30 protein-coding genes and 1 other RNA gene are annotated in these 26,210 nt (G+C 59.5%); 14 read left to right on the top strand and 17 right to left on the bottom strand.

The genetic code is table 11. From position 1 onward, the window contains the following. From ACZ1HA_RS06410 to ACZ1HA_RS06400, 3 genes are read right to left on the bottom strand one after another with little or no spacing between them, the layout of a single operon-like run. Positions 1–510, bottom strand: a complete 510-nt coding sequence (locus ACZ1HA_RS06410; protein WP_472713297.1) for a DinB family protein — start codon at positions 508–510, stop codon at positions 1–3. Next, positions 507–1,214 carry a DUF1326 domain-containing protein gene (locus tag ACZ1HA_RS06405; protein ID WP_375227842.1) on the bottom strand — a complete coding sequence of 236 codons (708 nt, stop codon included), beginning with the start codon at positions 1,212–1,214 and terminating at the stop codon, positions 507–509. The genes ACZ1HA_RS06410 and ACZ1HA_RS06405 overlap by 4 nt, the downstream gene beginning before the upstream one ends. A gap of 3 nt (positions 1,215–1,217) precedes the next feature. Further along, positions 1,218–2,006: a DUF2182 domain-containing protein gene (locus ACZ1HA_RS06400; protein ID WP_472713296.1), complete on the bottom strand. Its 789-nt coding sequence runs from the start codon at positions 2,004–2,006 to the stop codon at positions 1,218–1,220. 71 nt (positions 2,007–2,077) lie between these two features. Here ACZ1HA_RS06400 and ACZ1HA_RS06395 point away from each other — a divergent pair, with 71 nt between their 5' ends. Further along, on the top strand, positions 2,078–2,815 hold the full coding sequence (locus tag ACZ1HA_RS06395) for a FadR/GntR family transcriptional regulator (RefSeq protein ID WP_472713295.1): 738 nt from the start codon (positions 2,078–2,080) through the stop codon (positions 2,813–2,815). A gap of 2 nt (positions 2,816–2,817) precedes the next feature. Here ACZ1HA_RS06395 and ACZ1HA_RS06390 read toward each other — a convergent pair whose 3' ends face one another. Together ACZ1HA_RS06390 and ACZ1HA_RS06385 are read right to left on the bottom strand one after the other, a co-directional pair. After that, complete coding sequence (locus tag ACZ1HA_RS06390) at positions 2,818–3,177, bottom strand: hypothetical protein (RefSeq protein ID WP_472713294.1); 360 nt, start codon at positions 3,175–3,177, stop codon at positions 2,818–2,820. Positions 3,178–3,263: 86 nt separating this feature from the next. Next, entirely contained in the window at positions 3,264–3,719 is a 456-nt protein-coding gene (locus ACZ1HA_RS06385) for a GAF domain-containing protein (protein WP_472713293.1), read from the bottom strand. A 324-nt stretch (positions 3,720–4,043) separates the two neighbouring features. On the opposite strand from ACZ1HA_RS06385, the gene ACZ1HA_RS06380 reads away from it, so the two are divergent. The 4 genes from ACZ1HA_RS06380 (at position 4,044) to ACZ1HA_RS06365 (ending at position 7,026) form a co-directional block, all read left to right on the top strand. Then, positions 4,044–4,406 carry a DUF4345 family protein gene (locus ACZ1HA_RS06380; protein WP_472713292.1) on the top strand — a complete coding sequence of 121 codons (363 nt, stop codon included), beginning with the start codon at positions 4,044–4,046 and terminating at the stop codon, positions 4,404–4,406. Positions 4,407–4,485: 79 nt separating this feature from the next. Further along, positions 4,486–4,835, top strand: a transfer-messenger RNA (tmRNA) gene (gene ssrA, locus ACZ1HA_RS06375). Between the two features lie 339 nt (positions 4,836–5,174). After that, positions 5,175–6,422 carry a chromate efflux transporter gene (chrA, locus tag ACZ1HA_RS06370; RefSeq protein WP_472713291.1) on the top strand — a complete coding sequence of 416 codons (1,248 nt, stop codon included), beginning with the start codon at positions 5,175–5,177 and terminating at the stop codon, positions 6,420–6,422. An 85-nt stretch (positions 6,423–6,507) separates the two neighbouring features. Then, a complete protein-coding gene (locus ACZ1HA_RS06365; RefSeq protein WP_472713290.1) occupies positions 6,508–7,026 on the top strand; it encodes an SspB family protein in 519 nt (172 codons plus the stop codon). A gap of 3 nt (positions 7,027–7,029) precedes the next feature. Here ACZ1HA_RS06365 and ACZ1HA_RS06360 read toward each other — a convergent pair whose 3' ends face one another. After that, positions 7,030–7,584 carry a hypothetical protein gene (locus ACZ1HA_RS06360; protein ID WP_375227849.1) on the bottom strand — a complete coding sequence of 185 codons (555 nt, stop codon included), beginning with the start codon at positions 7,582–7,584 and terminating at the stop codon, positions 7,030–7,032. A 173-nt stretch (positions 7,585–7,757) separates the two neighbouring features. Here ACZ1HA_RS06360 and fumC point away from each other — a divergent pair, with 173 nt between their 5' ends. The 3 genes from fumC to ACZ1HA_RS06345 are packed head-to-tail and all read left to right on the top strand — an operon-like array spanning position 7,758 to position 9,564. Then, positions 7,758–9,149, top strand: a complete 1,392-nt coding sequence (gene fumC, locus ACZ1HA_RS06355; protein WP_472713289.1) for a class II fumarate hydratase — start codon at positions 7,758–7,760, stop codon at positions 9,147–9,149. Then, the gene (locus ACZ1HA_RS06350; RefSeq protein WP_375227851.1) at positions 9,146–9,322 is read left to right on the top strand and encodes a DUF4169 family protein; all 177 of its coding nucleotides are present in this window, start codon (positions 9,146–9,148) and stop codon (positions 9,320–9,322) included. Before fumC ends, ACZ1HA_RS06350 begins: the two co-directional genes overlap by 4 nt. Continuing rightward, positions 9,319–9,564, top strand: a complete 246-nt coding sequence (locus ACZ1HA_RS06345) for a ribbon-helix-helix domain-containing protein (protein WP_375227852.1) — start codon at positions 9,319–9,321, stop codon at positions 9,562–9,564. The genes ACZ1HA_RS06350 and ACZ1HA_RS06345 overlap by 4 nt, the downstream gene beginning before the upstream one ends. On the opposite strand, the gene ACZ1HA_RS06340 is transcribed toward ACZ1HA_RS06345, so the two are convergent. Next, the gene (locus ACZ1HA_RS06340) at positions 9,546–10,436 is read right to left on the bottom strand and encodes a fructose bisphosphate aldolase (protein ID WP_472713288.1); all 891 of its coding nucleotides are present in this window, start codon (positions 10,434–10,436) and stop codon (positions 9,546–9,548) included. The genes ACZ1HA_RS06345 and ACZ1HA_RS06340 overlap by 19 nt on opposite strands. A 207-nt stretch (positions 10,437–10,643) precedes the next feature. After that, positions 10,644–11,396 carry a cytochrome c biogenesis CcdA family protein gene (locus tag ACZ1HA_RS06335; RefSeq protein ID WP_472713287.1) on the bottom strand — a complete coding sequence of 251 codons (753 nt, stop codon included), beginning with the start codon at positions 11,394–11,396 and terminating at the stop codon, positions 10,644–10,646. Positions 11,397–11,462: 66 nt separating this feature from the next. Between ACZ1HA_RS06335 and ACZ1HA_RS06330 the strand changes: the two genes are divergently transcribed. Next, positions 11,463–11,726, top strand: coding sequence for a sulfurtransferase TusA family protein (locus ACZ1HA_RS06330; protein ID WP_472713286.1), 264 nt, complete (start codon positions 11,463–11,465; stop codon positions 11,724–11,726). Positions 11,727–11,776: 50 nt separating this feature from the next. On the opposite strand, the gene ACZ1HA_RS06325 is transcribed toward ACZ1HA_RS06330, so the two are convergent. From ACZ1HA_RS06325 to purC, 7 genes are all read right to left on the bottom strand, one after another. Then, positions 11,777–14,509 (bottom strand): Rne/Rng family ribonuclease, encoded by a 2,733-nt coding sequence (locus ACZ1HA_RS06325; RefSeq protein ID WP_472713285.1) that lies wholly within the window; start codon positions 14,507–14,509, stop codon positions 11,777–11,779. 476 nt (positions 14,510–14,985) lie between these two features. Continuing rightward, positions 14,986–15,756, bottom strand: coding sequence for a class I SAM-dependent methyltransferase (locus ACZ1HA_RS06320; RefSeq protein ID WP_472713284.1), 771 nt, complete (start codon positions 15,754–15,756; stop codon positions 14,986–14,988). Positions 15,757–15,841: 85 nt separating this feature from the next. Continuing rightward, positions 15,842–17,176 (bottom strand): sigma-54-dependent transcriptional regulator, encoded by a 1,335-nt coding sequence (locus ACZ1HA_RS06315; protein ID WP_375227858.1) that lies wholly within the window; start codon positions 17,174–17,176, stop codon positions 15,842–15,844. 3 nt (positions 17,177–17,179) lie between these two features. Next, positions 17,180–18,940 carry a sensor histidine kinase gene (locus ACZ1HA_RS06310; protein ID WP_436399405.1) on the bottom strand — a complete coding sequence of 587 codons (1,761 nt, stop codon included), beginning with the start codon at positions 18,938–18,940 and terminating at the stop codon, positions 17,180–17,182. A 36-nt stretch (positions 18,941–18,976) separates the two neighbouring features. Beyond that, positions 18,977–19,645 carry a phosphoribosylformylglycinamidine synthase subunit PurQ gene (gene purQ / locus ACZ1HA_RS06305; protein WP_472713283.1) on the bottom strand — a complete coding sequence of 223 codons (669 nt, stop codon included), beginning with the start codon at positions 19,643–19,645 and terminating at the stop codon, positions 18,977–18,979. Continuing rightward, the gene (purS, locus tag ACZ1HA_RS06300) at positions 19,645–19,875 is read right to left on the bottom strand and encodes a phosphoribosylformylglycinamidine synthase subunit PurS (RefSeq protein WP_375227860.1); all 231 of its coding nucleotides are present in this window, start codon (positions 19,873–19,875) and stop codon (positions 19,645–19,647) included. The genes purQ and purS overlap by 1 nt, the downstream gene beginning before the upstream one ends. Positions 19,876–19,900: 25 nt before the next feature. Continuing rightward, positions 19,901–20,662, bottom strand: a complete 762-nt coding sequence (purC, locus tag ACZ1HA_RS06295; RefSeq protein ID WP_375230862.1) for a phosphoribosylaminoimidazolesuccinocarboxamide synthase — start codon at positions 20,660–20,662, stop codon at positions 19,901–19,903. Between the two features lie 155 nt (positions 20,663–20,817). On the opposite strand from purC, the gene ACZ1HA_RS06290 reads away from it, so the two are divergent. The 4 genes from ACZ1HA_RS06290 to ACZ1HA_RS06275 all read left to right on the top strand — a co-directional run bounded on the left by ACZ1HA_RS06290 (position 20,818) and on the right by ACZ1HA_RS06275 (position 23,923). After that, positions 20,818–21,132 (top strand): DUF1476 domain-containing protein, encoded by a 315-nt coding sequence (locus tag ACZ1HA_RS06290; protein ID WP_375227861.1) that lies wholly within the window; start codon positions 20,818–20,820, stop codon positions 21,130–21,132. Positions 21,133–21,275: 143 nt separating this feature from the next. Then, positions 21,276–22,298: a betaine--homocysteine S-methyltransferase gene (bmt, locus tag ACZ1HA_RS06285; protein ID WP_472713282.1), complete on the top strand. Its 1,023-nt coding sequence runs from the start codon at positions 21,276–21,278 to the stop codon at positions 22,296–22,298. A gap of 209 nt (positions 22,299–22,507) precedes the next feature. Then, on the top strand, positions 22,508–23,209 hold the full coding sequence (locus tag ACZ1HA_RS06280) for a corrinoid protein (RefSeq protein ID WP_375227863.1): 702 nt from the start codon (positions 22,508–22,510) through the stop codon (positions 23,207–23,209). Between the two features lie 75 nt (positions 23,210–23,284). After that, the gene (locus ACZ1HA_RS06275; RefSeq protein WP_472713281.1) at positions 23,285–23,923 is read left to right on the top strand and encodes a DUF1638 domain-containing protein; all 639 of its coding nucleotides are present in this window, start codon (positions 23,285–23,287) and stop codon (positions 23,921–23,923) included. Here ACZ1HA_RS06275 and ACZ1HA_RS06270 read toward each other — a convergent pair. Further along, positions 23,920–24,330 carry a SufE family protein gene (locus tag ACZ1HA_RS06270; protein WP_375227865.1) on the bottom strand — a complete coding sequence of 137 codons (411 nt, stop codon included), beginning with the start codon at positions 24,328–24,330 and terminating at the stop codon, positions 23,920–23,922. The genes ACZ1HA_RS06275 and ACZ1HA_RS06270 overlap by 4 nt on opposite strands. 185 nt (positions 24,331–24,515) lie before the next feature. Between ACZ1HA_RS06270 and ACZ1HA_RS06265 the strand changes: the two genes are divergently transcribed. Continuing rightward, positions 24,516–24,977: a hypothetical protein gene (locus ACZ1HA_RS06265; RefSeq protein WP_472713280.1), complete on the top strand. Its 462-nt coding sequence runs from the start codon at positions 24,516–24,518 to the stop codon at positions 24,975–24,977. A gap of 3 nt (positions 24,978–24,980) precedes the next feature. On the opposite strand, the gene rnd is transcribed toward ACZ1HA_RS06265, so the two are convergent. Beyond that, the gene (gene rnd / locus ACZ1HA_RS06260; protein WP_472713279.1) at positions 24,981–26,141 is read right to left on the bottom strand and encodes a ribonuclease D; all 1,161 of its coding nucleotides are present in this window, start codon (positions 26,139–26,141) and stop codon (positions 24,981–24,983) included. Positions 26,142–26,210: the final 69 nt, after the last annotated feature.

Genomic DNA, 26,210 nt, shown 5'->3' with positions numbered 1-26,210 from the left:
TCAGGCATCCTCTGGCATGACAAAAAGGTCAGATACCGGCGCCTTTTCACCGACAGCCGTCAGCATGGCGTGGATCTGCCCCCTGTGGTGGGTCTGGTGGTTGAAGAAATGCATGATGGACGGGGCCAGCGGCGCTTTGACATCGCGGCCCAGAACACTTGAATAAAAGGACAGCTCATTGGTCATATCAAGAGCACGCAGACTGTCGGCCCAGTAGCGGATTTTGCCATCCATGCGGAACCGCTCTGCGGCCCATGACCCGATGGTCGGGTGTATCTGTGTGCTGCCCGATATGTCCGCCTTCGGCTTTTCGACTGACGGGTCAAACCGGCTCATCCACATGGTGTCACCCCAGAGCAGATGATTGGCCGTCCCCAGGATGGAACCGAAGAACGCTCCGCGGTCCTGCTCCAGCACATCCACGGACATCTCCGACAGAACCGGGATCAGCTGGCTGTTCTGCCAGCTGTTATAGCGGGCCATCGTCCGCACATAGCCCGCGTCGATCACGCCTTGGGACCTTTCCAGTCAATCGGGCAGATCTCTGCTGACTTACCGCCAAAATCCCACACACGACCATAATCGCGCACACGGCTTTTCAGTCCGGTTGCCGCGATGATATCCGGCCCCATCCAGTATTTGGAGTTGCTGACCATCACAGGATGGCCGGGATCTTTGCCCGCCAGCATCTCGATCTCACCCTGGATTTTGCGGCCGATCATGATCGACCGGCGGTTGCCTTCGCGCACAATCTCGACCGGGGCGCGTTCAGCGCCGATAATCTCAGATACGAGCATGGTGAACAGGCCCGTCGTGCCGCCCGCAGCACCGGAGAAAATCTGCAGAATGCCATTGTACGCCTTGCCGGTTGCGCGTTCATCCACATAGGCCGCAACCTTCCAGTTGCCCTCGCCCATGCGTCCGGGAATATCGACCAGCAGCCCGATGTTCAGACCGGCAAGGCTCTCACCTTCGTAGTGGCCTTCATCAATGGCGATCGCCATCCACGCGTGGCAGTGCCCTTCGGTCGGAGGATGCGCGCCAAGGCTGACCACACAGGGACAGAAAACCGTGCAGGAACAGTTCAGGAAAAGCTCGCCCTTGATGGCCCATTCCGTCGGCGTTGACTGCCTGCGTTTGGGGTTTGGCATCCGCTGATCGATGCGCTGGCTGATCCGCAGCCGGTCCGCATCAGGCTTTCTGTTGGTCGCCATATCCTATCCTCCCGTAAAAATCTGCCAGACCGGCAGTGCAACACCGGCCAGAACCAGTGCAAAGCCCATAGGTCGTGTCACATAATGACCCAGCTGGGGCAGTTTCTCTATCACCATAAAGAGCGTCGCCAGCCCCATCCACGCAAGGTTCATCACACCGCCGACAAAACCAAGGGCCATGAACCCCCAGCAGCAGCCGACGCAATAGGCCCCCAGCCCAAGACCCATCCGCAACCCGCCGGCAAACCCGGTGCGCCAGTGTCCGAGGAAATACATCCCCGGCGCATGACAGACACCGTGGCAGATCTCTTTGGTGCGGGTGAACTGAAAAAGACCAACAACCAGCAACAGCCCCCCGGCAACCCAGGGCGATTTCGCAATGCCAAGCATATCGACGACGCCACCAAACAGCAGCCCAAGCTGTGCGCCTGTGATGACCGCCGCAAAAAGCACCCAGACAATGAAATAGCCCAGCAGCACCGCAAGCCATCCGGCGCGCGTACCGTTCGCGCTGTGAATCAGATCTTCGTACGCGCGCAGCGTCGGCACCAGTGTCGGCAGCATCATCGCGGCCATCATGATCGCCCACATCACAAACAGCGGGCCGAAGTTTGCCATCGGCATGTACATTGGCATACGCGGGTCCATCGCGGCCATGCGCGCGCCCATTTCGCCCGGGCGACCAAGCAGATCGACGTCCATATCGACGCTCATGGCGTACATGACCCACCACGCGCCAAGGATTGACGCGAAAAAACCGAGCCAGAGTGTTGAGCGGAGCATGCCCTGCATGGTGAGTCCCTTGTTCTTGCCTTTCAAATGCCAGACAATTAGAAAACGGGCAAACAATAAATGTAAGACAAATGAAGATTGATCCAGAAAGCCCCGCAGATCTGTCCGCCCAGATCGCCGGAGCCATACGAGACGCCATTGTGGACGGCACTCTGATTGTGGACGAGCGCCTGCCGTCGGAAGCAGAACTGTCCGAGCATTTCGATGTCTCACGTCCAACTGTCCGCGAAGCGCTGAAAAGGCTTGCCGCCCAGAGCCTGATACGCACCCAGCGGGGCGCCACCGGCGGCGCTTTTGTGAACCGTCTGAGTTTCGAGGCCGCGTATCCCCAGCAGATCACGACCTCGACGCTGCTTTTGAGCATGAATGCTGTGAAATTCGAGACGGCGTGCGAAGCCCGCTATGCGCTGGAACGCGCCTGTGCACCCCTGTCGGCTGAGCGGCGTACGCCCGACCATCTGGCCACAATGCGCGCCGAAATCCACCGCCAGGCCCAGCCCGGGCTGACAGACGAGGCGTTCTGTGCCTCTGACGTGGCCTTTCACCGGGCGCTGGTGGATGGCGCGTGCAATCCCGTGCTCAGCTACCAGCTTGCTGGCGCGGTTGAAGCCATGCAGCCGCTGATGAATATGATCACCTTCACCGCGCGCTCCCGCAGCAGGATTGTGGATATCCACACGGCCATTGCAGATGCGCTGGAGACACATGACGGCGCGCGCACCCAGGATGCCCTGTCTGATCTTGAAAAGGAAACGCAGGCACTTGCTACAAGTGTGTTTGAAGCCCGGGCCAGGCAAAGCACCGCCTGAGATCAGTCGCTGGTGCTGGCCTCAGCGTCCTGCCCGCGACGCGTATGTTCTGCTGTTGCCCGCTCATCAAGCGAAGCGTCCACAAGATACTGAAGCGCCCGCCAGATGTTTTTCATATGCCGGGCAGAGCCTGGCTGACTGTGCTTGTCGATCAACTCGCCGATCCGCATGAGAGACAGGGATTCGTGCTGCTCGATGTCATCACGCACCTCATCCATCACAGCATCGGCAAGATCGAAAAACGACCGCACGATCTGGGATTTTTCGGAATCGCTGAGCGCAGTATCTGCGGCAAAAACGTCATCGTTTTCCGCCAGACCCGAATGATCACGCTTGTCTGTTGTGGTAAGGGTAGAAGACATGCTGTCCAGGGCCGTAGTATGGTCGAAAGACGCAGACGTCTTTGGTTTGAAAACTGAAAATTACCTTATAGGTGGTAGTGGGAGTGTCAAGACCAGCGCTGGGTTGAACCATCTCCGAACAGTATTTCTTCGGCCTGCCGGGACGCAGTCAGAATGGATTCAATCTGCTCGGGATTCCAGCGGTGGATATGGGGCAGCATCGCACAGACTGTGCCGGCAGCCCTGCCGTTCCGGCGAAAGACCGGCGCTCCCGCGTATGACCCTATACCCAGCTCGGAAACCGCCGGATTGCCCCGCAGCAACGGATGATTAAAGGCATCATCCACGATCAGCGGGAATCCCATTTCCACCGTATGTTCACAGACCGGATACCCGATCGGCAACTCATGGCGCAGACGTTCCGGCAGACGCGGACCACAATACCCGTGCACAACATGTTTGTCCGGCAACATCTCTGTGATCAGTACAGTACCGGCCCCCACGCATTGCAACAGGCGTTGTGCAAGTTCATCTGCAGTGCCTGAAATTCCGATGTCTGACATCGCAACCTCCGATCGGGCCAGCAGCGCCTGGTACGCTGCACTCCCGGAATGCTTCGTATTCAAAATAAAGCCACACCGGTACGAACGCACCGCCGCAGACGAAAACCCGGGCACCTGGAAAATCAGCACCCACAGGTCAGCACAAATTTTTTTACTCAATTTACAGTCGCCGGCTCTCCCTCCGGCACAAAAAGGTTAACACATACCGGGTGTTTACGGAAGACAGCTGACGCAATTATGTCATTTCTATCTGGGGTTGCAAAGCGGTTGCAGCAGTGAACATGCATCCTTGCGCAAAGCGGCAAAACAGCTACGTCCCATGGTATGAGCGACATCATCAACATCACCTGCTGCCTTCTGACCATCGGGTTCGGGCTGTTTGGCTTTCTGGCACCACGCTACACTGCGGCGGCTCTCGATCTGGAAACGGGGCAATCCACGATGGGGCTTTCGGAGTTGCGGGCGTCCGTGGGCGGGCTTTTTGTGGTTGCCGGCGCTGGTGCCATTTTGATCGGGCACCCGGTGTCGTTCGTCATGGTTGGCGTCGCCTTCGTTGGTGCCGCTCTGGGACGCGCTGTGTCGCTGGTACTGGATAAACCACCTGTGGCCAAAGTGCTGTTGTTTGGCGGAATAGAGGCCGCACTTGCCGCGGCGCTGATCGGCGCAAACGCGTCCGCTGTGTTCTGAAACGGCATTTTCAGTTGAAGAACCAATTTTAGAAAACTGATATTCAACCATATTTTCAGTTTTTCTATTTTTTCGACTTTCACTTGAGCCCCCCCAGACAAGCCCCTATATTGGGACTGTTCTTCGGAACTATGAACATAAACGCGCTCGTAATAAGCGGATCGGACCCGGGGGCGGTACCCGGCGGCTCCACCAAACATCCTTCATTTGAGGACTATGGGGCCGAAACAGGATCGACGAACGTCTAAAGGGGTTAGCTTTGTTTCGGTGAGATACCACCGTTATCGGTTCAAAACGTACAATTGCAAATGACAATCGTGCACCGGCGGCAATGGCTGCATAAGCAGTCGGAGCTTCCGAAATCTTAAGCCCTGGCGCCTTGCAGCACCAGGCGGGGTCCGCAGGCACCTGGCAACAGAAGCCTGCACCTCATCATATCCCGATCTTCTGCACGACAGGCACGGGCGACCGGTGACCTTTGGCAGCCCATAGCCAACTGACCAGCGCAGGCAATTGACCGCGACCGCATGAACTGGCATCCGGAACACATGGGAGCACATGATTGCCCCGCAAGGCTGAATCCCGAGGGTCATATCCTGTTCCCGCTGAAGGTTACTGCACAATGGACGGATATCTGACACCCGCCCCGGAAATTCTGCTGCGTGCCATTGATTTGCCAGCGGCGCCCGCTCAAACCCTGCCCTGCAGACAACAACTGCCGGCGCTCGACAGACAGCCACGAAACCAGCGCGCCGGTTTGGAGGCTCTATGAGCGCCCCCTCTTTTCAGGAGATGTTCCGCGTCTTCGGGCGGATCGGACTGCTGTCTTTCGGCGGGCCGGCCGCGCAGATTTCGCTGATGCACCGCGAACTGGTAACGGAGCAAAGATGGCTCAGCGAGCCGGATTTCCTGCGCGCGCTGTCTCTGTGCATGCTGCTGCCTGGCCCTGAAGCCATGCAACTGGCCACATATGCAGGCTGGCGGCTGCACGGGACGCGTGGCGGGCTGATTGCGGGACTGCTGTTTGTGTTGCCGGGCGCTTTGGTCGTGCTCGCGCTGGCGCTTGGCTATGCCGTTTATGGACAGGTGCCTCTGGTTCAGGCCGCCTTCGCGGGCATTAAGGCGGCCGTTATTGTTATCGTGCTGCAGGCACTCTGCCGGGTTGCAGGGAAATCACTGAAAACCCCAACAGCCTGGATACTCGCTCTTGCGGCGTTCAGCGGCCTGTTTCTGTTCGGCATACCCTTCCCACTTCTGGTGATCGGCGCGGGGCTCTGGGGCTTCCTGACGACCCGCACCAAGGAAGCACCGGTGCCGCCCGCCCTGCCCCTACACCACAACAGCCTGCGGACATTCGTCATCTGGGCTGGGCTCTGGCTGGCACCCGTGCTGGTGCTGGCTGCGACCGGGCAGACCTTCCTGACAGACATCGCTCTCTTTTTCTCCAAACTCGCCGTTGTGACCTTTGGCGGGGCTTATGCGGTGCTCACCTGGATCACCCAGACCGTCGTGACCGATTTCGGCTGGATCACACCGGATCAGATGATCGATGCGCTGGGGCTGGCAGAAACAACGCCCGGTCCGCTGATCCTGGTCACCGAATTCGTGGCTTTGCTGGCGGGGTACGCGCAGGGCGGCGTGCCGCTGGCACTTGCTGCGGGCGCCGTCACGCTCTGGGTGACCTTTGTGCCCTGTTTTTTGTGGATTTTCCTGGCCGGGCCCTGGCTGGATGCCATCAGCGCCCGCCCCCGCCTGTCCGCCACACTGGAGGCCGTTACCGCCGCCGTCGTTGGCGTTATTCTCAACCTTGCTGTGTGGTTCGCGATCCATGTGCTGTTCACACGAACGCTGCCGGACACAGGCATTGCGGCCCCGCTCCCGGACCCGGGCTCAGCAGATTTTCAGGCGTTTCTGCTCACCGGGCTCGCCGCGGTCCTGATCACGGGTCTGAACTGGGGGATCCTGAAAGTCCTGACGGCTATGGCCCTTGCCGGACTTCTCATCAGTCTCTTCTGATTTTACCCGATTTGCCGGTGCAGCCTCTTTTATCCGCCGGTGAATCAGCTATGCTTCTTCTCGACTGTCCGCGCGGGGGAACCCCATGAGCCGAAGCATAGATTACGGTAACCTGATGCATGACGCCATGCGTGGCCTGATCCGCAAGGTGCTTCAGGATGTGTCCGACAATGGCCTGCCCGGCGCGCATCATTTCTTTATAACATTTGACACCAGTCACCCGGATGCTGAACTGGCCGACTGGCTGTCAGACCGCTACCCCGGTGAAATGACGGTTGTGATGCAGCACTGGTATGACAACCTCGATGTGGGGGACGAAGGTTTTGCGGTCACGCTGAATTTCGGCGATGCGCCGGAGCCGCTTTACATTCCCTATGACGCGATCCGGACCTTTGTGGATCCATCTGTTGAGTTCGGCCTGCGGTTTGAGACCCAGCAGGACGAAGATGACGAGGACGCACCGGTGGCAGAGGCAACGCCGATGCCCGCGAAAATGCCTGCCACACGCAAAATAACCGAAGAACCGGCAGAAGCCGCTGCCGAAGACGACACAGAAAAATCCGGCGATGCCGAGGTCGTATCGCTCGACAGCTTCCGGAAGTAACTGTCAGATTTTTTTCAGAAATGTCGTGACTGTTCGCTGGATTTCGCCGTTTCGCACTGACTGATATTCCAGCTTCAGGCCCCCGTCGGTCAGCGTCCGGTTAAACTGCTGGATTTCATATCCGCCATCTTCCGCGACGAACAGCGAATACACACTGAGCGTGTCGCCATCAATCCGGCTCCATACATAGGGCTCACCCTTCATCGGATCCAGTTGCACCGAATGGCCAAACACGTTGCGTTTCATGGCCGAGGCGTAGACATCCGCACGGTCGCTTGGCACAAATTCAATGGAGTATGACTTCGATTTCGCCGTGCCATTCGGTCGGTAAGTCGTCGACGTCCAGTCAACGCGGTACCCTTCGTCCGTTGGTTCAATGGTCACGCTCATGTCACGCGGACGGGCCGTACCATCGGCGGAGATCACATCCGCACTGCCCTCGTAACTTCCGGCGAACCGCGTAATATCCGCCTGCGCCGCTGCCGCCGTGAGAGCAAGCGCACAAAAACATAGGCAGAGGGCAAGGGCCTGCCGTGTTACAGCCAGGGACCAGGTCATATCAATCGTACCTCCACTACGCACCGGACAGCTGCAGCTGTCCCTAATAACTTAGGTCACCTGGCGCATCATGCAATCTCTCACCCTGCGGCACTTCGCAGCGTTCTGCCCGTTGCGCCGCGCGTCATGCAGCGGTACACCCGATGCGACGCAATTCACCCACGGAGCCACCCATGTCCCAGACCCGCACAGAAACCGACAGCTTTGGTCCGCTTGAGGTTCCGGCAGACAAATACTGGGGCGCTCAGACCCAGCGTTCCATCATGAATTTCCCGATCGGCTGGGAAAAGCAGCCAATCGCGGTTGTGCGGGCACTCGGCGTGATCAAAAAGGCCTGTGCGCAGGCCAATATCGAGCTGGGCAAACTGGACACTGAACGCGGTAACGCCATTGTGCAGGCCGCCGGCGAAGTGGTTGAGGGCCGCTTTGACGACAACTTCCCGCTTGTGGTCTGGCAGACCGGGTCCGGCACACAATCAAACATGAATGCCAACGAAGTGATCGCCAACCGGGCCATTGAAATCCTGGGGGGCGTGATCGGGTCCAAAGACCCTGTACACCCCAACGATCACTGCAACATGGGTCAGTCGTCAAACGATACTTTCCCGACCGCCATGCACATTTCCACAGCGATGACAGCGCGTGATGTACTGTTGCCCGGTCTTGAAAAACTGCACGCAGCACTGGAGGCGAAGGTTTGCGAATTTGACGGCATCATCAAGATCGGCCGGACACATACCCAGGATGCAACGCCGCTGACGCTGAGCCAGGAGTTCTCGGGCTACACGCATCAGGTCGCCATGGGCATCCAGCGGGTGAAGGACGCGCTGGGGCGCATCTACGAACTGGCGCAGGGCGGTACAGCTGTCGGCACAGGCCTCAATACGTCGCCTGGATGGGATGTGATGGTCGCAGCCAATATGGCCCAAATCACAGGCCTGCCCTTTGTGACAGCACCCAACAAGTTCGAGGCGCTGGCTGCTCACGACGCGATGGTCGAAATGTCCGGCGCTCTGAAGACTGTCGCGGCATCGCTCTTCAAAATCGCCAACGACATCCGTCTGCTGGGTTCTGGCCCCCGTTGTGGTCTGGGCGAACTGATCCTGCCGGAAAATGAGCCCGGGTCGTCGATCATGCCGGGCAAAGTCAACCCGACCCAGTGTGAGGCCCTGACCCAGGTCTGTGCGCATGTGATGGGCAACGATGCCGCCGTCGGTTTTGCCGGAAGCCAGGGGCATTTTGAGCTCAACGTCTATAAACCGATGATGGCGTACAACGTGCTGCAGTCGATGCAGTTGCTGGGAGATGCCGCATCGGCGTTCACCGACAATCTGATCGACGGACTGCGCGCGGATGCGGACCGCATTGAGAAACTGATGCGCGAGTCGCTGATGCTGGTAACTGCTCTGGCGCCGGAGATCGGCTACGACAACGCCACAACGGTCGCAAAGACCGCGCATAAGAACGGCACTACCCTCATCGAGGAAGCGGTTAACCTTGGGTTCGTGACCGAAGAGCGCTTCAACGAAGTGGTGCGCCCGGAAAACATGACCGGGCCCAAATGAGCAAACCGGTCAACCTGAACAGGTTTCGCAAGGAACGTGCCCGGCAGGAAAGCCGGGCGCGGGCCGATGAAAACGCGGTCAGGTTCGGACGCAGCAAGGCCGAAAAAGAACTGGACCAGGCCCGTAAAGACCTGGCCGACCGCCGCACAGACGGGCACAGGCGCGACAAGTGAGCCGCAGGCCCGTTAAACGCTCTGTCACCCTCAAGGGACACCGCACCTCAATCTCGCTGGAAGACGAGTTCTGGCAGGCGCTGCGCGATATTGCGGCCGCGCGGTCCACGCCTCTTAATGCTCTGGTGGCTGAAATCGATGTGGCACGGGGCACAGAGACCGGTCTGGCCTCTGCAATCCGCGTCTACGTGCTGCGCCAGCTTCAGGCGCAGCTGGAACGCTCTCAGACGGACGCGCGATAAATTTTGTCGATGTTGCCGCCCAGTGCCGCGTCAAACTCCGCATCAGACATACTGATCTGAAGCCCTTCGGTCAGGGCACGGCTGAAGCTGGCGATCATGTGATCATTCTGCGCCAGACGCGCCGACGCGTCATCGGTGGAATATCCCCCCGACAGGGCCACAACGCGCAATACCCGCGGGTGCTGTGCCAGAGCGTCATAGAGACCCGCCTTTTCAGGCAGTGTGAGCTTGAGCATAATGTCAACGCCGTCAGGCAGCGCGTCCAGATGCCGGGCGATTTCAGCCTCCAGCATGGCTTCAGCCTCTGCTTTGGTCTCAGAGTGAATGTTCACCTCCGGCTCCAGGATCGGCACCAGACCGGCTGCGGTTACGGTCGCACCCACCTCGAACTGCTGCGCCACGATGGCCGCGATACCGGCCGCGTCCGCCTCGTGGATGACCGAGCGTTCCTTGGTCCCGAAGATACCCTTGCCGCGCGCTTCCTCCAGAAGGGTTTCCAGACCAGGCATCGGCTTCATCAACTGCACGCCGTCCGCCTGTTCTTCCAGACCTTTGTCGATCTTCAGGAACGGGACAATACCACGGTCATGCCACAACAGCTCCGCGACAGGTTTGCCAGTGATCGTGTCATTCATAGTGCGTTCAAAAAGGATCGCACCGATGACTTTCTCACTGGTGAAATCGGACGACAGAATGATCCGCGCGCGCATGTCATGCATGGCACGGAACATCTCTTCATCACCGGAATAATCTGAGGGTTCAACACCATAAAGGCTCAGCGCCTTGGGCGTGGAGCCGCCCGACTGGTCCAGTGCTGCGATAAAACCTGCGCCGGACTGCATCTGTTCGCGCATTGAAGACTGATCTGACATGTCTCACTCGTTCCTTCTGATTCCGCCCCTGCGCCTTTCCATAAATGACTGATCGGACGGAAGATACATGTTAGCGCCGGACAACGCGCCGACGAATTGCTTCAGAGCATCCGGACGCCGCAATTGCGGTCCGCATCGCATGCAATCCAGCGTGGCGGCAGACAGGAAATCTGCCTGAGTGATCGAGGTCTTGGAACGGGCGGCCGGTTATCCCAGAAGCGCAAGCGCCGGGAATTTCTCCAGCAGCCACCAGGAAAACGTCGTGAACGCCCCAGTCAGCATGGCAAGCCCCACCAGAAGCAGCAGCCCCCCCATCACACGTTCAATCGTATGCATGTGGCGCTTGAGGCGGTTCATGACACCCATTGCCCGGGTGATAAACATCGCCGCGAGCAGGAAAGGAATACCCAGCCCAGCAGCATAGATGCCCAACAGGACAGTCCCGCGTGTGACGGATGCCTCGGATGCGGCAAGCGACAGGATCGCGCCCAGCTGCGGGCCGATGCAGGGCGTCCAGCCAAAGGCAAAGGCCAACCCAAGAATATAGGCGCCAAAGCTTGAGCCGCCACGCTCGCCTGCATCCAGACGGGCCTCACGATCGAGGAAGGGAATACGGAAGACACCCAGAAAATGCAGGCCGAAGATGATGATCACGATCCCCGAAATGCGGGCAAACAGCAGCTGGTTCTGCAGGAAAAACGCCCCGAACGCGGAAGCCGTGAACCCAAGGATCAGAAAGACGGTGCTCAGCCCCATCACAAAGAACAGCGCCGAGACAACAGCCCGCCTGCGCGCGGCGTTCTCCCCGGACATCTCGCTCAGGCTGACGCCGCTCATATAAGCGAGGTAGGGCGGCACAATGGGCAGCACACAGGGGCTCAGGAAACTGATGATCCCGGCAAAAAGGGCCACTGTCATGGCCGGCAGAAGACCCGCGTCTATGATTTCAATTCCAAACATACCCGACCCCTAGCGGATCGGGTGCCGCACGTCACCCCGGCGAATGGTCACAACATTGTGGACAGAATGAAATATCACCCCTATCTGAGCGACATGAATGCCGAAAACACCGCTGAACTTGATGCCACCGGGCTGCTCTGCCCCCTGCCCGTTCTGAAAGCCCGCAAACGGCTTCAGGGCCTTAGTCCCGGCGATACCCTGAAGATACTGGCCGACGATCCCGCAGCTGTGATTGACGTGCCGCATTTCTGTCATGAGGCTGGTCATGAACTGATTTCCGCCGCCAACAGCGGCACCGTTCAGACATATGTTATCCGGAAGAAGGCATAAAAAAACAGGCTCCGAAGAGCCTGTTTTCAGCGTTTCACTGTAATCTCAGGTCAGCCGCCGAGCGACCACCAGCCTTTGCGTTTGGGCTTGGGCGGCTCTTCGGGCGCGGGTGCTGGTTCTGCGGCTACCGGTTCCGGTGCAGGCTCTGCAGCCACAGGCTCAGGTGCCGGTGCTTCGGCCACCTGCTCTGCTTCCGCAGGCGCGGGTTCCGGGTCTGCAGGTGTCTCTGCCGGCGCTTCTTCGGCAACCGGCGCAGGATCTGCATCCTTCTTCTTCGCACGGCTTGCCCGCTTGCGTTTGGGCTTCTCAGGTTCAGCCGGCGCTTCCGGCTCCGCCTTTGCATCTTCCGCAGGCGCTGCTTCGGTTGCAGGCTCTTCTGACGGTTGCGGCGCATCTTCGGCCGCAGCCTCCGAGGCCTCAGCCTCCTTGGCCGCTGCGGGCTTTCTGGACCGCGAACGGGTACGCTTCGGTTTGGCCGGTTTTTCCGATGCCTCAGCAGACTCGTCGGTTGCCTGCTCTGCGTTTGCGTCGGTCTGCGTATCAGCAGCCTCGCCAGTCACATTTCCGGCATCCGCACCATCCTCAGACCCGGAGGTTTCTGCGGCGTTCTGATCGCCTGTCTCTTCTCCGGACTGCTGATCGTTGTTGTTGCGGTTCCGGCTCCGTCTGCGGCGACGACGACGGCGCTTCGGCTTGCCTTCACCTTCGTTCTCCTGCGCCGCGGCTGGTGCTTCTTCCTCATCGACCGGCTCGTCAGCATCGACCTGATCCATCAGCGATGTATCAACGGAAACCACGGCTTCGGCAGAGGCTTTGACGATGCGTGTCGCTGTTTTGAACTTCTCCATGCTGAAGTCCGGGCTGACCAGCGCAGGATCCCCTTCAATCCGCACCGACAGGCCATAGCCGGCCTCGATCTGAGCGATGTGCTCCCGCTTCTGGTTCATCAGGAAGTTGGCGATGCCCACGGGCGCTTTGATCAGCACCTCGCGGGAACGCTTGCGCGTGCCCTCTTCCTCGATCTGACGCAGGATCGACAGCGCCAGATTGTCGTCCGAGCGGATCAGGCCGGTGCCATGGCAGGCATGGCAGGGCTGTGTCGTCGCCTCGATCATACCGGGACGCAGGCGCTGCCGCGACATCTCCATGAGGCCGAAGCCGGAAATGCGTCCGACCTGAATGCGCGCACGGTCGGTCTTGAGTTTTTCCTTCATGCGCTTTTCGACAGCGGAGTTGTTTTTACGCTCGTCCATGTCGATGAAGTCGATCACGATCAGACCGGCGAGGTCGCGCAGCCGAAGCTGGCGGGCAACCTCATCGGCTGCCTCCAGGTTCGTCTTGGTCGCCGTCTGCTCGATGGAGCCTTCTTTGGTCGCGCGTCCCGAGTTCACGTCGATCGCCACAAGCGCCTCGGTCACACCGATCACGATGTACCCGCCCGAGGGCAGCTGAACGGTCGGGTTGAACATGGAGGCCAGGTAGCTCTCGACCTGGTAACGCGCAAAGAGCGGCAGACCTTCATTGTAGAGCTTCACGTTTTTGGCGTGGCTCGGCATGATCATCTTCATGAAGTCCTTGGCGATGCGGTAGCCGCGCTCACCCTCCACAAAAACCTCATCGATCTCACGGTTATAGAGATCCCGGATCGAGCGTTTGATCAGGTCGCCTTCTTCATAGATCTTCGCCGGTGCGATGGATTTCAGCGTCAGTTCACGGATCTGCTCCCACAGACGCTGCAGATACTCATAATCGCGTTTGATCTCCGCCTTGGTCCGCTTTGCCCCGGCCGTGCGCACAATAAGTCCGGCACCCTGCGGTACTTCGATCTCGTTGGCAATTTCTTTGAGCTTCTTGCGATCAGCGGCATTGGTGATCTTGCGGCTGATACCCCCGCCACGCGCCGTGTTCGGCATCAGCACACAGTAACGGCCAGCGAGGCTGAGGTACGTTGTCAGCGCAGCTCCCTTGTTGCCACGCTCTTCCTTGACGACCTGCACCAGCAGGATCTGGCGTACTTTAATGACTTCCTGAATTTTGTAGCGGCGCGGACGCGGCTTGCGGGCCGGACGGATGTCTTCCTGATCGTCTTCGTCTGCGACGGATTCAATGCTGTCATCCTTGGATGACGCATCAGCCTTGCGTGGCTGGTCGTCATCATCATCGTCAGCCGCATCTGCGTCTGCGTCAGGTGCGTCGCCGTCGGTGTCTTCTGTGCTGCTTTCAGCTTCACTGTTTTCAGATGCGGCTGCCTCTGCAGCCTCTTCCGGTGTGTCCTCCGGCTCTTCGACGGGCGTCTCTGCGACGCGTTCCATCGGCGAAGACCCTTCTTCGTCATCCAGATCAATCGTCTGCATGCCCTCAATCTGATCCGTGTCCACTTCTTTCGTCGCGGTTGCATCTTCAGATTGCGTATCTTCGGCCTTGGCGCGCGACCGGCTGCGACGGCGGCGCTTGGGTTTTTCCTCGTCGTCTTCTTTGGCCTTCTGCGCTTCGGCATAAGCGCGTTCTTCCTCAAGCAGCGCCTGTCGGTCGGCTACCGGGATCTGATAATAGTCCGGATGAATTTCCGAGAACGCAAGGAACCCGTGGCGGTTACCGCCATAGTCCACGAACGCCGCCTGGAGCGACGGTTCGACCCGTGTTACTTTTGCGAGGTAGATGTTGCCAGCGAGCTGGCGTTTGTTTTCGGATTCAAAGTCAAACTCCTCAACCTTGTTTCCGTCGACCACCACAACGCGGGTCTCTTCCGCGTGGGTGGCATCGATAAGCATTTTCTTAGCCATGTTTCCAGATTGCACAGCCGCAGCCTGCCCCATCCCGGAGGATCGGCCAGATGCGGAATATGTCTTGTCAGGGCGATCAGGGACGCACGCACTTCCATGCCTGGCGGTGCCAGGGGAAATCTGCTCAAAGCTTCGGCGCGCGTCATCGCGGTTCTTCTCCGACGCGGGCTCACAAAGGCGGCCTCGCGTCCATTATTTACTGCGTGTTTTGGGGCGTATGCGCCTTACAACCCGTCAGCGGTTCGTCAGCCGTTTCCGGCTCAATCGGTCTGACACGGTGACCTGATGTCTCAAACGTCACGCAGGTGCCAGCGAAACTCACAGGAAGGCGGACCGAAATCCGCCACTCCGTCCCCTCAGATAATGCTACCTGAGGTAAAAACACAATGGGTAAAGTGCACTGCGCAGGTGTCCGCCACCGAAAACCCGGCTCTGAAGTGGGTCTCCTGCCGGTCCTCGCCTGTTCACATACCGGTTCAGGAGGGCTTCGCCAGCTGCCAGATCTGCTCAACGGGATAGCTTTTTGCCCATTCTGCGGGCACGGCGCCACGAGTGTCATCGGCCCAGTCGGGCGCATAGATCTCATCGTATTTCCGCACAGAAAAACCAATCTTCGAAAAGAGCTTCATCCAGTCCGAGAACGTCAGGTTGAAACAGATCCCGCTCGGGTCGATCTCAACCTTTGTCCAGTCAGCACCCCACATATCCCGGTACGGCCGGTGCAGCTTTGTGTCACAGGGCGCGCCATCTTCGGGCGAACAGATCAGCGACAACGGGTGATTGCCCAGAAACGCGAGCCGACCGCCCGGTTTCAGCAGCCGCCAGGCTTCGGTCAGCCAGTCCTCAGGCGGGCACCAGATCGCAGCGCCATATTCCGAAACCGCGAAATCGAAGGAGGCATCTGGCAACCCGGTTTTTTCCGCATTTCCTTCGATAAACGTGATGCCGGCATCGTATTCCGCGGACAGGCGGCGGGCGGTTGCGAGCTGCTGTGGCGCGACATCAATCGCCGTAACACGGGCCCCACGGCTTGCCATCCAGCCCGAGACATACGCCGTACCGCACCCCAGCTCGATGGCGTCCATGCCGGTCATGTCGGCAGGCAGCATCCCGATGCCCTGATCGGTGTGGTTCCAGTTGCCCCAAACCGGTTCATCAAGGCCCCAGAGGCGCTCACCGGCGCGGACCCAGTTCGGGGCATCCGCGTCCCAGACATCCCTGTTTACCGAAACGTGGTCCCTGCCCATCGTGCTGCTCCGTCATCTGTAGAGTTGCCGGTATAGCACGGGCCGGGCCCGTCACCCAAATGCGCCGGACCCGCAAAGCCGGATGTCAGAGGTAATCGGACCGCGCGAGACCGTATTTCGCCATCTTTTCGTTCAGCGTCCGGCGCGGCAGGCAAAGCTCGTCCATAACGCTGGCAATGGAGCCACGGTGGCGGCGCATGGTGTTGTCGATCAGCATGCGCTCAAACGCCTCAACATATTCCTTGAGCGGCTTGCCTTCGGTCGTCATCACCGGCTGCATGTCTTCGTGATCGTTCATCAGAAGCGAGGCAATCGTCCCTGCCCCGCGACGCGACTGCAGCACTGCGCGTTCAGCCACGTTGATCAGCTGACGCACGTTGCCCGGCCAGGGCGCCTGCAGCAGTTGCGCGGCTTCCTGTGCGGTCACTTTGGGCGCTTCACATCCGTACTCATCGGAGAACTGCTCGCTGAGGCGGGTGAAAAGCGTCAGGATATCCTCGCCGCGCATCCGCAGCGGCGGCACAGTGATCCGCAGGGCTGCCAGGCGGTAAAAAAGATCTGCGCGCAGCGCGTCCTCGGACGTGCGGCCGGCTTCCTGCAGATTGGAGATCGCGACGATACGGGTTTCCGCCGGGGTGCCCTGTTCGTTGATCACGCTCAGCAGGCGCGCCTGCATGGTCTCTGACAGTGCCTCAATGTCCTCAAGCACCAGCGTGCCGCCGCGGGCTTCCTCGATCGCAGGCAACTGCGCATCCTCGGGCATCATCGGTCCGAAAAGACGCTTGCTCAGCGCTTCCTCTTCGAATGCGCCACAGCTGACCAGCACAAACTTCTTGCCGGCCCGGCTGCCAACCGCGTGCAGCGCATGCGCCACCAGGGTCTTGCCTGTTCCGGTTTCGCCATCGATCAGCACGTGACCATCGGCCTGGCCCAGATCCAGGATATCCTCGCGCAGACGTTCCATGACCGGGGACTGGCCGATCAGCTTTTTCATGATCTGGCCGCCGTCGCTCAACTCGCGACGCAGGGCCCGGTTATCCATCACCAGCCTGCGCGCGCCGGTCGCCCGCTTGGCCAGTTCACTCATCCGGTCTGGATTGAAGGGCTTTTCGAGAAAGTCATACGCACCCACGCGCATCGCCTCGACCGCCATCGGCACATCGCCGTGACCGGTGATCATGATCACCGGCAGCGCACTGTCGCTGCCCATCAGCTTTTTAAGAAACTGCATCCCGTCCATGCCCGGCATACGAATGTCCGAGATGACGATGCCCGGATAGTCCGGCCCGAGCACCTTGAGCGCATCCTCTGCACTGCCGAATGTTTCGGTGTCATATCCGGACAGGGCCAGCCACTGGCTGATCGACTGCCGCATATCCTGTTCGTCATCCACAATCGCAATTTTCATCGCCTGAGCCATGATTTACTCCGCTGCCTGTGTCGCCTCGTCACCGGTCAGCACCGGCAACTGCATCTCAAATACTGCGCCCCCTGCCTGTCCGTTACGGGCAGTAAGCCTTCCTCCAAGGTCGTTAACGATCCCCGAGGAGATGGCAAGCCCCAGGCCCACGCCGTCCCCGGGCTGTTTGGTGGTGTAGAAAGGCTCAAACAGCGAATCGAGGTCTTCGATCCCGGGCCCGTTGTCCCGGACGGTCAGCGTTGCGGTCTCTCCGGCAGAGAGCATGACTTCCACCCTAGGTTGACGCTCGGACTTGGTCGCGTCAATAGCGTTACGCAGCAGGTTCACCATCACCTGTTCGATGCGCAGCCTGTCCCCCATCACGCGGACCGGGGCATCGGGGATGATCCGGGCGATCTCAACCTGCCGCTGACGCAGCTGCGGTTCCATCATCGACAGCGACGATGCCAGCGCTTCGCCCATGTCTACAGGGGTAAACGCCTCCTGGCCTTTACGGGCATATGACTTCAGCTGGCGTGTAATGCCCCCCATACGTTCGATCAGATCATCGATCCGTCCGAACGACGAAAGCGCCTCTTCCTGACGGTTGCGCCGCAATAGCAGCCGCGCGCCGGCAAGATAGGTTTTCATCGCCGCCAGCGGCTGATTGAGTTCGTGACTGACAGCCGCAGACATCTCGCCCAGAGCGGCCAGTTTGCTTGACTGCTCCAGCGTCTGTTCGGCCACTGCCAGCGTTTCCTGCACCCTTTTGCGCTCGGCGATTTCCCGCTGCAGCGCCACGTTCAGGGACCGCAGTTCAGCGGATTCCTGCTGAAAAAGCGCCATGCGCAACGCGCTGCGGCGGCTCAGGGCATAGAAGGTCAGCGCGAGAAGAATCGCAAACCCCATGATTTCGAGGGCCAGCACGCCGTTTACGCGTTCACGCACCGAGGCATAGGTGGTGAAGGAGGTGAGCTTCCAGCCCCGGAACGGAATGCGCGTCTCAAGCCGCATCACCGCCTCGCCCTGCAGGTATGCTTCCGCCGGCAGCGCGGTCCAGTCTGCAGTTGCCTGGATCGCCCGCTGGATCGCGTTCTGAGGTGTCTGACGGGCCAGCGCCTCTTCTTCGGTTCGCCCGCGCCAGCGCGGCTCGGTGCTCAGAATAATCGCGCCCGTACTGTCGGTGACGATCACCGCATCGGAAATGCCCGCCCAGGCGGCCTCGAATTTCTGCAGTGCAACCTCGACGACAATGACGCCCAGGACTTCCGATCCGAACTCTACACGACGGGAATAGATGAAATCATAGGCACCGGTGTCCCGCTGCGCGACCGTGAAAACCGTGGCATTCGAACGCACGGCGTCCACAAAAAAGGCATCCTGGCGGTAGGCCGACCCAAGCCTGTTCCTGTCCGTGGCGGCAACAGTGCGCCCGTCGATGTCCAGCAGCATCAGCGAGGCGGCACCGATCTCCTCAACAAAGGAGATCAGCCTGCGTGTGGACGCCGTATAGTCGGCGGAGTTCAGCGCGCCGACAAGTTCGGCGTCGCGCGCAAGCAGCCGCGGCACAATCGCATTCTGGCGCAGTTCTGCGAGCAGGTTCCCGCTGTAGAGCGCCAGGCGCAGCTCTGCCCGGTTCTTCGTGCTTTCCGTGAACCGGTCCGTCAGCAGTTTGTTGGTGACTGATACAACCGTGACCGCGAGCACAATCAGCACAACCACAGCGGCGCGCACGCGCCAGCTGTTGGTCAGGGCTGGTGGATCCGGATCAGTATCAGCAGACATGTCTCAGACTATGCCGAAGGTGTGGTCACCCTCAAGTCACGCTGTGCTGAGGACACCGCCCAATGCGCGAAAGAGCGCCTGACCGTCCGTGCCGCCATGGCCGGCATCCGCCGCCCGTTCCGGGTGAGGCATCATACCGAGAACGCGGCGGTTCTCTGACAGGATACCGGCGATGTCCGCGCGGGCGCCGTTCGGGTTGTCTGTGTAGCGGAAGGCGACGCGGTCTTCGTCCTGCAGCATGGCAATGGTGTCGTCATCTGCAAAGTAATTGCCGTCGTGATGCGCGATGGGCACGTTGATCACGTCACCCGCGTTGTAGCCTTCAGTAAAGGCCGACGCAGACGTCTCAACCCGCAGGCCAACCGTCCGGCAGATATACTTCAGTCCTGCGTTTCGCAGCAGCGCGCCCGGCAGCAGACCTGTTTCCGTCAGAACCTGGAAACCATTGCAAATGCCGATGACGTAGCCACCCCGCTCCGCATGATCAGCAACCGCCCGGCAGATCGGCGAATTCGCGGCAATCGCCCCACAGCGCAGATAATCCCCAAAGGAGAACCCACCCGGGATGCCGATAATATCCACGCCATCGGGCATGGATGTGTCCTTGTGCCAGACCATCGAAACCTTTGCACCAGCGGCCTCAAATGCCACCGCAAGATCGCGGTCGCAGTTCGATCCGGGGAAAACGACGACGGCAGCATGCATCAGGACAGCTCCACCGAATAGGATTCGATGACCGTGTTGGCGAGAAGCTTTTCACACATCGCTGTGACGTCGGCTTCCGTTGTGCCGTCTGCCAGGTCCAGCTCGATGACTTTTCCCTGACGCACTCCGTTCACACCATCAAAACCCAGCGCTCCCAGCGCGTGACGCACGGCCTCTCCCTGCGGGTCGAGAACGCCGTTTTTGAGCATGACATGCACCCTGGCCTTCATACTGTGATCTTCCTTTGTTGCTGGATCAGTTGATCAGTGTTGGTTTGCTGACGGGTGTTGCGGACTTCGGCATCACGCCAAGGCGTTTGGCAACTTCCGTGTAGGCGTCAGTCAGGTTCCCGAGGTCGCGGCGGAACACGTCCTTGTCGAGCTTCTGACCGGTTTCAATATCCCAGAGGCGGCAGCTGTCCGGGCTGATCTCGTCAGCGACAATCAACCGTGGGAAATCGCCGTCAAAGACGCGACCCACCTCGATTTTGAAGTCGACCAGCCGGATACCGACAGCGAGCATGACACCGGACAGGAAATCGTTCACACGCAGTGCGATGCTCAGGATGTCATCCATGTCCTGCTGGCTGGCCCAGCCGAATGCCGCAATGTGCTCTTCGGTCACCAGCGGATCGCCGAGGCTGTCATCTTTGTAACAGTATTCCACAATGGGTCGCGGCAGCTGCGTGCCCTCTTCGAGCCCAAGCCGCTGAGACATAGTTCCGGCTGCGTAGTTACGGACGATGATTTCGAGCGGTACAATCTCGGCGCTGCGGACCAGTTGTTCGCGCATATTGAGACGGCGGATAAAATGGTTCGGAACCCCGATCTGGGTCAGGCCGGTCATGAAGAACTCGGACAGGCGGTTGTTCAGCACACCCTTACCTTCGATCACGGCTTTCTTTTCAGCGTTGAATGCAGTGGCATCGTCTTTGAAATACTGAACAATCGTGCCCGGTTCCGGGCCTTCATACAGAATTTTTGCTTTGCCTTCGTAAATTTTTTTGCGCCGGGCCATGGGCGTCCTTTCGCGAATGAGCGACGGCAGACCCGCCCCCGCTGCGCTCCTCTTAGTGCAACGCCGGTGATGCTGCAAGACAGCGACCCTTGCGCCGGACGATTCCACACCGCATATCTGTATAAACAGCAAATCATCACCACAAGGAGACCCCCGTGAGCACCTTTGACGACCGCGAAAATGCGTTTGAGAACAAATACGCCCATGACGCAGAGATGCAGTTCAGGGCAGAGGCGCGGCGCAACAAGCTGCTGGGGCTCTGGGCGGCGGAACTGCTTGGTAAATCCGGCGATGCAGCTGCTGATTACGCCAAAGAGGTGGTGAAGTCTGATTTTGAGGAAGCCGGCGACGAAGACGTATACCGCAAGGTGTCCGGCGATCTGGGAGGCCGCGCGGACGAACAGACGATCCGGTCAAAAATGGTCGAGCTGATGGCGGTGGCCAAAGGCCAGATCATGAACGAAGTCTGACCGGGACAAAGCTGATTTTCCGGGGCGTTACAATTCCGCCCCGGGAACATGTCGGAAAACTCATAACAAATGTGAATATTATGAGTTTGCCTGGAGCGGCCAATTCTGAGAGGGGAAGGCTCGGAATTTGAAAGGCCCCGGGCATGACCAACTCATTCGAAGCGTTGCTGCAGGAAAAAGGCACGCTGCTGGCCGATGGTGCCACAGGCACCAACCTCTTTAATATGGGCCTGATGTCCGGCGATGCGCCGGAATTGTGGAACACCGAACATCCTGACCGCATCACGACGCTCTACAAAGGCGCGGTTGATGCCGGCAGCGATCTGTTTCTGACCAACTCCTTCGGGGCGAATGCCTCGCGCCTCAAGCTGCACGATGCCGCAAAACGCGCGCATGAACTGAGCCGTGTCGCGGCCGAGATCGGCCGCGAGGTTGCCGACACCGCCGGGCGCAAGGTGATCGTGGCGGGTTCCGTCGGCCCGACCGGTGAGATCATGGAACCCGTCGGCACGCTGAGCCATGCGGTTGCTGTGGAGATGTTCCACGAGACCGCCGATGGCCTGAAAGAAGGCGGTGCCGACATCGGCTGGCTGGAAACAATCAGTGCGCCGGAGGAATACAGAGCCGCGGCAGAGGGCTTCGCACTCGCCGGTCTGCCCTGGTGCGGAACCATGAGCTTCGATACAGCCGGGCGCACGATGATGGGCGTGACCAGTTCGGACATGGTGCGCATGGTCAATGATCTGGGGGACAAAGCTCCCGTTGCTTTCGGGGCCAACTGCGGCACGGGAGCGTCCGATCTGCTGCGCACCATCCTTGGCTTTGCCGCTCAGGGGCCGGATCAGCCGGTGATCGCCAAGGGCAACGCTGGGATCCCCAAGTATATGGACGGCCATATCCATTACGACGGCACCCCCGAACTGATGGCGGACTACGCTGTTATGGCGCGGGCCTGTGGTGCCCGTGTGATCGGCGGATGCTGTGGCACGATGCCGGAACATCTGGCTCACATGCGCGAGGCTCTGGATACCCGTGTGATGACATCTCCCCCGTCGCTTGAGGAGATCGCGGGCAGGCTGGGCGCGTTCTCTTCCGCAACCGACGGCACCGGCGAGGGTGAACAGCCTGCGCGGCGCACCGCGCGGCGGCGTCGGGCCGCCCGCTGAGACAACCGGAAACCTCCGGACGGCAGACGCCGATACTCTGTAAATTAACTGGAAAAACCCTTTTAGGCTCCGGGGTATAGCCGGAAATTCCTGTGGAAAAGTCGCCCCCGGATATGGCGGTGTCGCTATTGTGACAGTTGGACGCACCCGATTTGTCGCAATACAGAACAGAAACTGCACGCATCGCGTGACGTCAGAAAGGTAAGCCCATGTCCGACGAAGAAGACGATATCATCCTGTCAGAACTGGACGACGAAGAACTTGTCCAGCAGATGTTCGATGACCTCTATGACGGTCTGAAGGAAGAAATCGAGGAAGGCGTGAACATCCTGCTGGAGCGCGGATGGCAGCCCTATGACATTCTGACCAAAGCGCTTGTCGGCGGCATGACCATTGTGGGGCATGATTTCCGGGACGGCATTCTGTTTGTGCCGGAGGTGCTGCTGGCAGCCAACGCGATGAAGGGCGGCATGGCCATTCTGAAGCCGTTGCTGGCCGAAACCGGCGCACCCCGCGTCGGTAAAATGGTGATCGGCACCGTCAAAGGCGATATCCACGACATCGGCAAGAACCTTGTCGGTATGATGATGGAAGGCGCGGGCTTTGAAGTTGTCGATCTGGGCATCAACAACGCTGTTGAAAAATACATGGAAGCGCTCGAGACCGAAGAGCCCGACATTCTGGGCATGTCCGCGCTTCTGACCACCACAATGCCCTACATGAAAGTCGTGATTGACACGATGGTCGAACAGGGCGTGCGCGATGATTATATTGTGCTCGTCGGTGGCGCACCGCTGAACGAAGAATTCGGCAAGGCCATCGGTGCCGATGCCTATTGCCGCGATGCCGCTGTGGCAGTGGAAACCGCCAAGGAATGGGTCGGACGCAAGCACAATCAGAAATCCGCCTGACGCTACAGGTGCAGTATTCTGAAAGGCCTGCTCCGGGACACCGGCGCAGGCTTTTTTGTGACAGGAGGCTGTCTGTTGACACAGATCCAGGATGCAGAACTGACCGAACAGGGTTTGCCGCTCGGGCACCGGACCGGGCGGGTTCTTCTGATCGCCTGTGGCGCGCTGGCGCGGGAAATACTGGATCTGCGCACGGCAAATGGCTGGGACCACCTCGATCTGACCTGCCTGCCGGCAAAACTGCATCTCTACCCGGACAAAATCACTAAAGAGGTGCGCAAAGCGGTCAATGCCCATCGCAATAACTATGATGACATTTTTGTCGTCTATGCCGACTGCGGCACTGGTGGCCTGCTGCAGGCGGCTTGTGACGAGATGGGTGTCAGCATGATTGCAGGGCCACACTGCTACAGCTTTTTCGAAGGGAATGAAGCATTCGCCGAGCGCGCCGGGGACGAGTTCACGGCTTTTTACCTGACAGATTTCCTGGTACGCCAGTTCGACGCTTTTGTGATCCGCCCGATGGGCCTCGACCGCCATCCCGATCTGCGCGACATGTATTTCGGCAACTACGAAAAACTGATCTATCAGGCACAAACCGATGATCCCGCCCTGACGGAAAAAGCGAAAGAATGTGCTGACCGCCTGGGGCTCGCCTTTGAGCGCCGCCTGACCGGATACGGGGACCTGAAAACAGCGCTCGCCCGGCTTTAGGCCGCTGCAGCGGCCGTTTCGCGGATACGTTCGATCATAGCTCTCAGACCGTTGGAACGCTGTGCAGAGAGGTGATCATTCAGACCCAGGCGCCCCATTTCCGCGCGGGCGTCGATGGCGTTGATCTCTTCAACACTGAGACCGTTGTAAAGCCGGCGCAGGACGGCGATCAGACCGTTCACGATCATCGCATCACTTTCGCCGTCAAAGGTCAGAGTGCCGCCTTCTGTGACGACATGCAGCCAGACCTGGCTGGCGCACCCGTCAACCTTTGTCGCCGGAACCTTGAGCGCTGCATCCAGCGCGGGCATTGCCTTACCTTCTTCAATCACCAGCCGGTACCGGTCTTCCCAGTCGTCCAGAAACTCAAAGTCCTCGACCAGTTCCTCAAATGCTGCCTGTGCCATGTGCTTTCTCCGACATTCGCGTATGACCTAAGTCGCGATACATGAAAGGTCCAGACCCTTCCTTGATGCTTTTCAAGACCGGCCGGACAGGCTACACCGGACAGAAGTTAACGACGGCAGGCACCATGCGCACATCAGTTTCCGCCCTTTTGATTTCGACACTTGTTCTCACGGGATGCGGTTCAGTGCGTGACAGCAGTCTGAACCCTTTCAACTGGTTCGGCGGCAGCAGTTCAGAGGCCCCTGCCCCGCAGGTTGAAAACGACAACCCGCTGATCCCGGAAAACACGGGCCTCTTCGCCCGCAGTCGTGAAAGAGCCGCGATTTACACGGGCGAACCAATTGACACGATCAGCAATCTGGTGATCGAGCGTGTGCCAGGCGGTGCCATTATCCGGGCCACCGGGATTGCGTCCGTACAGGGGGTGTACGATGTACGCCTGACACCGGCGCTTGATGATGAACAATCCGAGGACGGCGTTCTGAGTTACCGTCTGGAAGGTATCCGACCAGACGACATTTCCCAAACGGGCGGGCCGGCCACGCGCGAGGTGACGGCAGCCCGCAAGGTCACCGACCAGACACTGAGCGGCGTGCGCAGCATCAGAGTCGAAGGTGTCACAAACGCGCAGGTGTCACGCCGCTGAGGATCAATCGATTTCGACGATCCGCACGTCAGAGCCGTCAGCAGCAAGGCCGATCCTGCCTTCGCACAGGCGCAGCGCATCCGATCCGAAGACTTCAAGCCGCCAGCCCGACAGCGCGGGCACATCGCGCAGCCCTGCTGCAATCGCGTCAAGGTCTGCCGCAGGAGCAATCAGCTTGGCGGCCACGCCGGCACTTTCCGTTTTTGCCTTGAGCAGCACCCGCAACAGATCCGCCAGCGCAGGATTCACCTGGAGCTTGTCACGGGTCCGGTCCGGCCGCGGCATGTCATCCTGCGGACACTCAAGGCCTGCCGTAACAGCGGCAAGAATGCCGTCAGCAATATCTCCGCGGCGCGCTTCGCGCAGCAGCAGGCGCGATCGGCCCAGCTCTTCGCTGTTTTTAGGTTTGTTGGACGCCAGTTCCACGAGCGCGTCATCCTTGAAAACCCTGTTGCGCGGAATATTGCGCTGTTGCGCATAGGTTTCGCGGAACGCGGCGAGTTCCCGCACGATAGCCAGGAACTTTGGCGAATTGGTCCGGGTTTTGACGCGCCGCCAGGCTTCACGCGGCTCAACCACATAGGTGCCCGGAGTGGTCAGAACGGAGAGTTCCTCGCGCACCCACCGGCTGCGTTCCGTCTCTTCCAGCCGTCTGGCCAGGTATTCATAAATCTCGCGCAGATGCGTCACATCCGCCAGCGCATAGGTCTTTTGCGCGGACGTAAGCGGCCGGCGGGACCAGTCGGTAAAACGCGAGGTCTTATCAAGCTGCTTTTTCGCTACCCGGCGCACCAGCGTCTCATAGCCGACCTGCTCGCCAAACCCGCAGACCATTGCCGCGACCTGCGTGTCAAAAAGCGGCTCCGGGAAAACGCCTGCATCCACGAAAAAGATTTCCAGATCCTGGCGCGCCGCGTGAAAAACCTTGACCACCGAACTGTCCCGGAAAAGATCGTAGAGGGGTTCCAGTGACAACCCGTCCGCCAGCGGATCAACCAGGACCGCAGTATCATCCGTACGGCCCGGCATCGCCAGCTGTACGAGGCACAGTTTTGAGTAATACGTCCGTTCGCGCAAAAACTCAGTATCGACCGTCACATAGTCGTGCTGTGCCGCCTCCTGGCAGAAGGCTGCGAGTTCCTGAGTTGTCGTGATGGTCTTCATACGGGCAAATCTTTTTTCTTGGCTCGGCCCCACACCGCGGCACTGTTACACGAGTAACCTCTGAAAGAC

The sequence above is a fragment of the Roseobacter sp. S87 genome (assembly GCF_055693285.1).
Note: the sequence above shows the minus strand (reverse complement) of the source record. Positions and strands in the feature narration are given on the sequence as shown.

Coding starts and splice junctions, on each gene's coding strand:
- ACZ1HA_RS06405 (WP_375227842.1), bottom strand. CDS start 1,214: ATGGCGACCAACAGAAAGCCTGATGCGGACCGGCTGCGGATCAGCCAG.
- ACZ1HA_RS06400 (WP_472713296.1), bottom strand. CDS start 2,006: ATGCAGGGCATGCTCCGCTCAACACTCTGGCTCGGTTTTTTCGCGTCA.
- ACZ1HA_RS06395 (WP_472713295.1), top strand. CDS start 2,078: ATGAAGATTGATCCAGAAAGCCCCGCAGATCTGTCCGCCCAGATCGCC.
- ACZ1HA_RS06390 (WP_472713294.1), bottom strand. CDS start 3,177: ATGTCTTCTACCCTTACCACAACAGACAAGCGTGATCATTCGGGTCTG.
- ACZ1HA_RS06385 (WP_472713293.1), bottom strand. CDS start 3,719: ATGTCAGACATCGGAATTTCAGGCACTGCAGATGAACTTGCACAACGC.
- ACZ1HA_RS06380 (WP_472713292.1), top strand. CDS start 4,044: ATGAGCGACATCATCAACATCACCTGCTGCCTTCTGACCATCGGGTTC.
- chrA (WP_472713291.1), top strand. CDS start 5,175: ATGAGCGCCCCCTCTTTTCAGGAGATGTTCCGCGTCTTCGGGCGGATC.
- ACZ1HA_RS06365 (WP_472713290.1), top strand. CDS start 6,508: ATGAGCCGAAGCATAGATTACGGTAACCTGATGCATGACGCCATGCGT.
- ACZ1HA_RS06360 (WP_375227849.1), bottom strand. CDS start 7,584: ATGACCTGGTCCCTGGCTGTAACACGGCAGGCCCTTGCCCTCTGCCTA.
- fumC (WP_472713289.1), top strand. CDS start 7,758: ATGTCCCAGACCCGCACAGAAACCGACAGCTTTGGTCCGCTTGAGGTT.
- ACZ1HA_RS06350 (WP_375227851.1), top strand. CDS start 9,146: ATGAGCAAACCGGTCAACCTGAACAGGTTTCGCAAGGAACGTGCCCGG.
- ACZ1HA_RS06340 (WP_472713288.1), bottom strand. CDS start 10,436: ATGTCAGATCAGTCTTCAATGCGCGAACAGATGCAGTCCGGCGCAGGT.
- ACZ1HA_RS06335 (WP_472713287.1), bottom strand. CDS start 11,396: ATGTTTGGAATTGAAATCATAGACGCGGGTCTTCTGCCGGCCATGACA.
- ACZ1HA_RS06330 (WP_472713286.1), top strand. CDS start 11,463: ATGAAATATCACCCCTATCTGAGCGACATGAATGCCGAAAACACCGCT.
- ACZ1HA_RS06325 (WP_472713285.1), bottom strand. CDS start 14,509: ATGGCTAAGAAAATGCTTATCGATGCCACCCACGCGGAAGAGACCCGC.
- ACZ1HA_RS06320 (WP_472713284.1), bottom strand. CDS start 15,756: ATGGGCAGGGACCACGTTTCGGTAAACAGGGATGTCTGGGACGCGGAT.
- ACZ1HA_RS06315 (WP_375227858.1), bottom strand. CDS start 17,176: ATGGCTCAGGCGATGAAAATTGCGATTGTGGATGACGAACAGGATATG.
- ACZ1HA_RS06310 (WP_436399405.1), bottom strand. CDS start 18,940: ATGTCTGCTGATACTGATCCGGATCCACCAGCCCTGACCAACAGCTGG.
- purQ (WP_472713283.1), bottom strand. CDS start 19,645: ATGCATGCTGCCGTCGTCGTTTTCCCCGGATCGAACTGCGACCGCGAT.
- purS (WP_375227860.1), bottom strand. CDS start 19,875: ATGAAGGCCAGGGTGCATGTCATGCTCAAAAACGGCGTTCTCGACCCG.
- purC (WP_375230862.1), bottom strand. CDS start 20,662: ATGGCCCGGCGCAAAAAAATTTACGAAGGCAAAGCAAAAATTCTGTAT.
- bmt (WP_472713282.1), top strand. CDS start 21,276: ATGACCAACTCATTCGAAGCGTTGCTGCAGGAAAAAGGCACGCTGCTG.
- ACZ1HA_RS06280 (WP_375227863.1), top strand. CDS start 22,508: ATGTCCGACGAAGAAGACGATATCATCCTGTCAGAACTGGACGACGAA.
- ACZ1HA_RS06270 (WP_375227865.1), bottom strand. CDS start 24,330: ATGGCACAGGCAGCATTTGAGGAACTGGTCGAGGACTTTGAGTTTCTG.
- rnd (WP_472713279.1), bottom strand. CDS start 26,141: ATGAAGACCATCACGACAACTCAGGAACTCGCAGCCTTCTGCCAGGAG.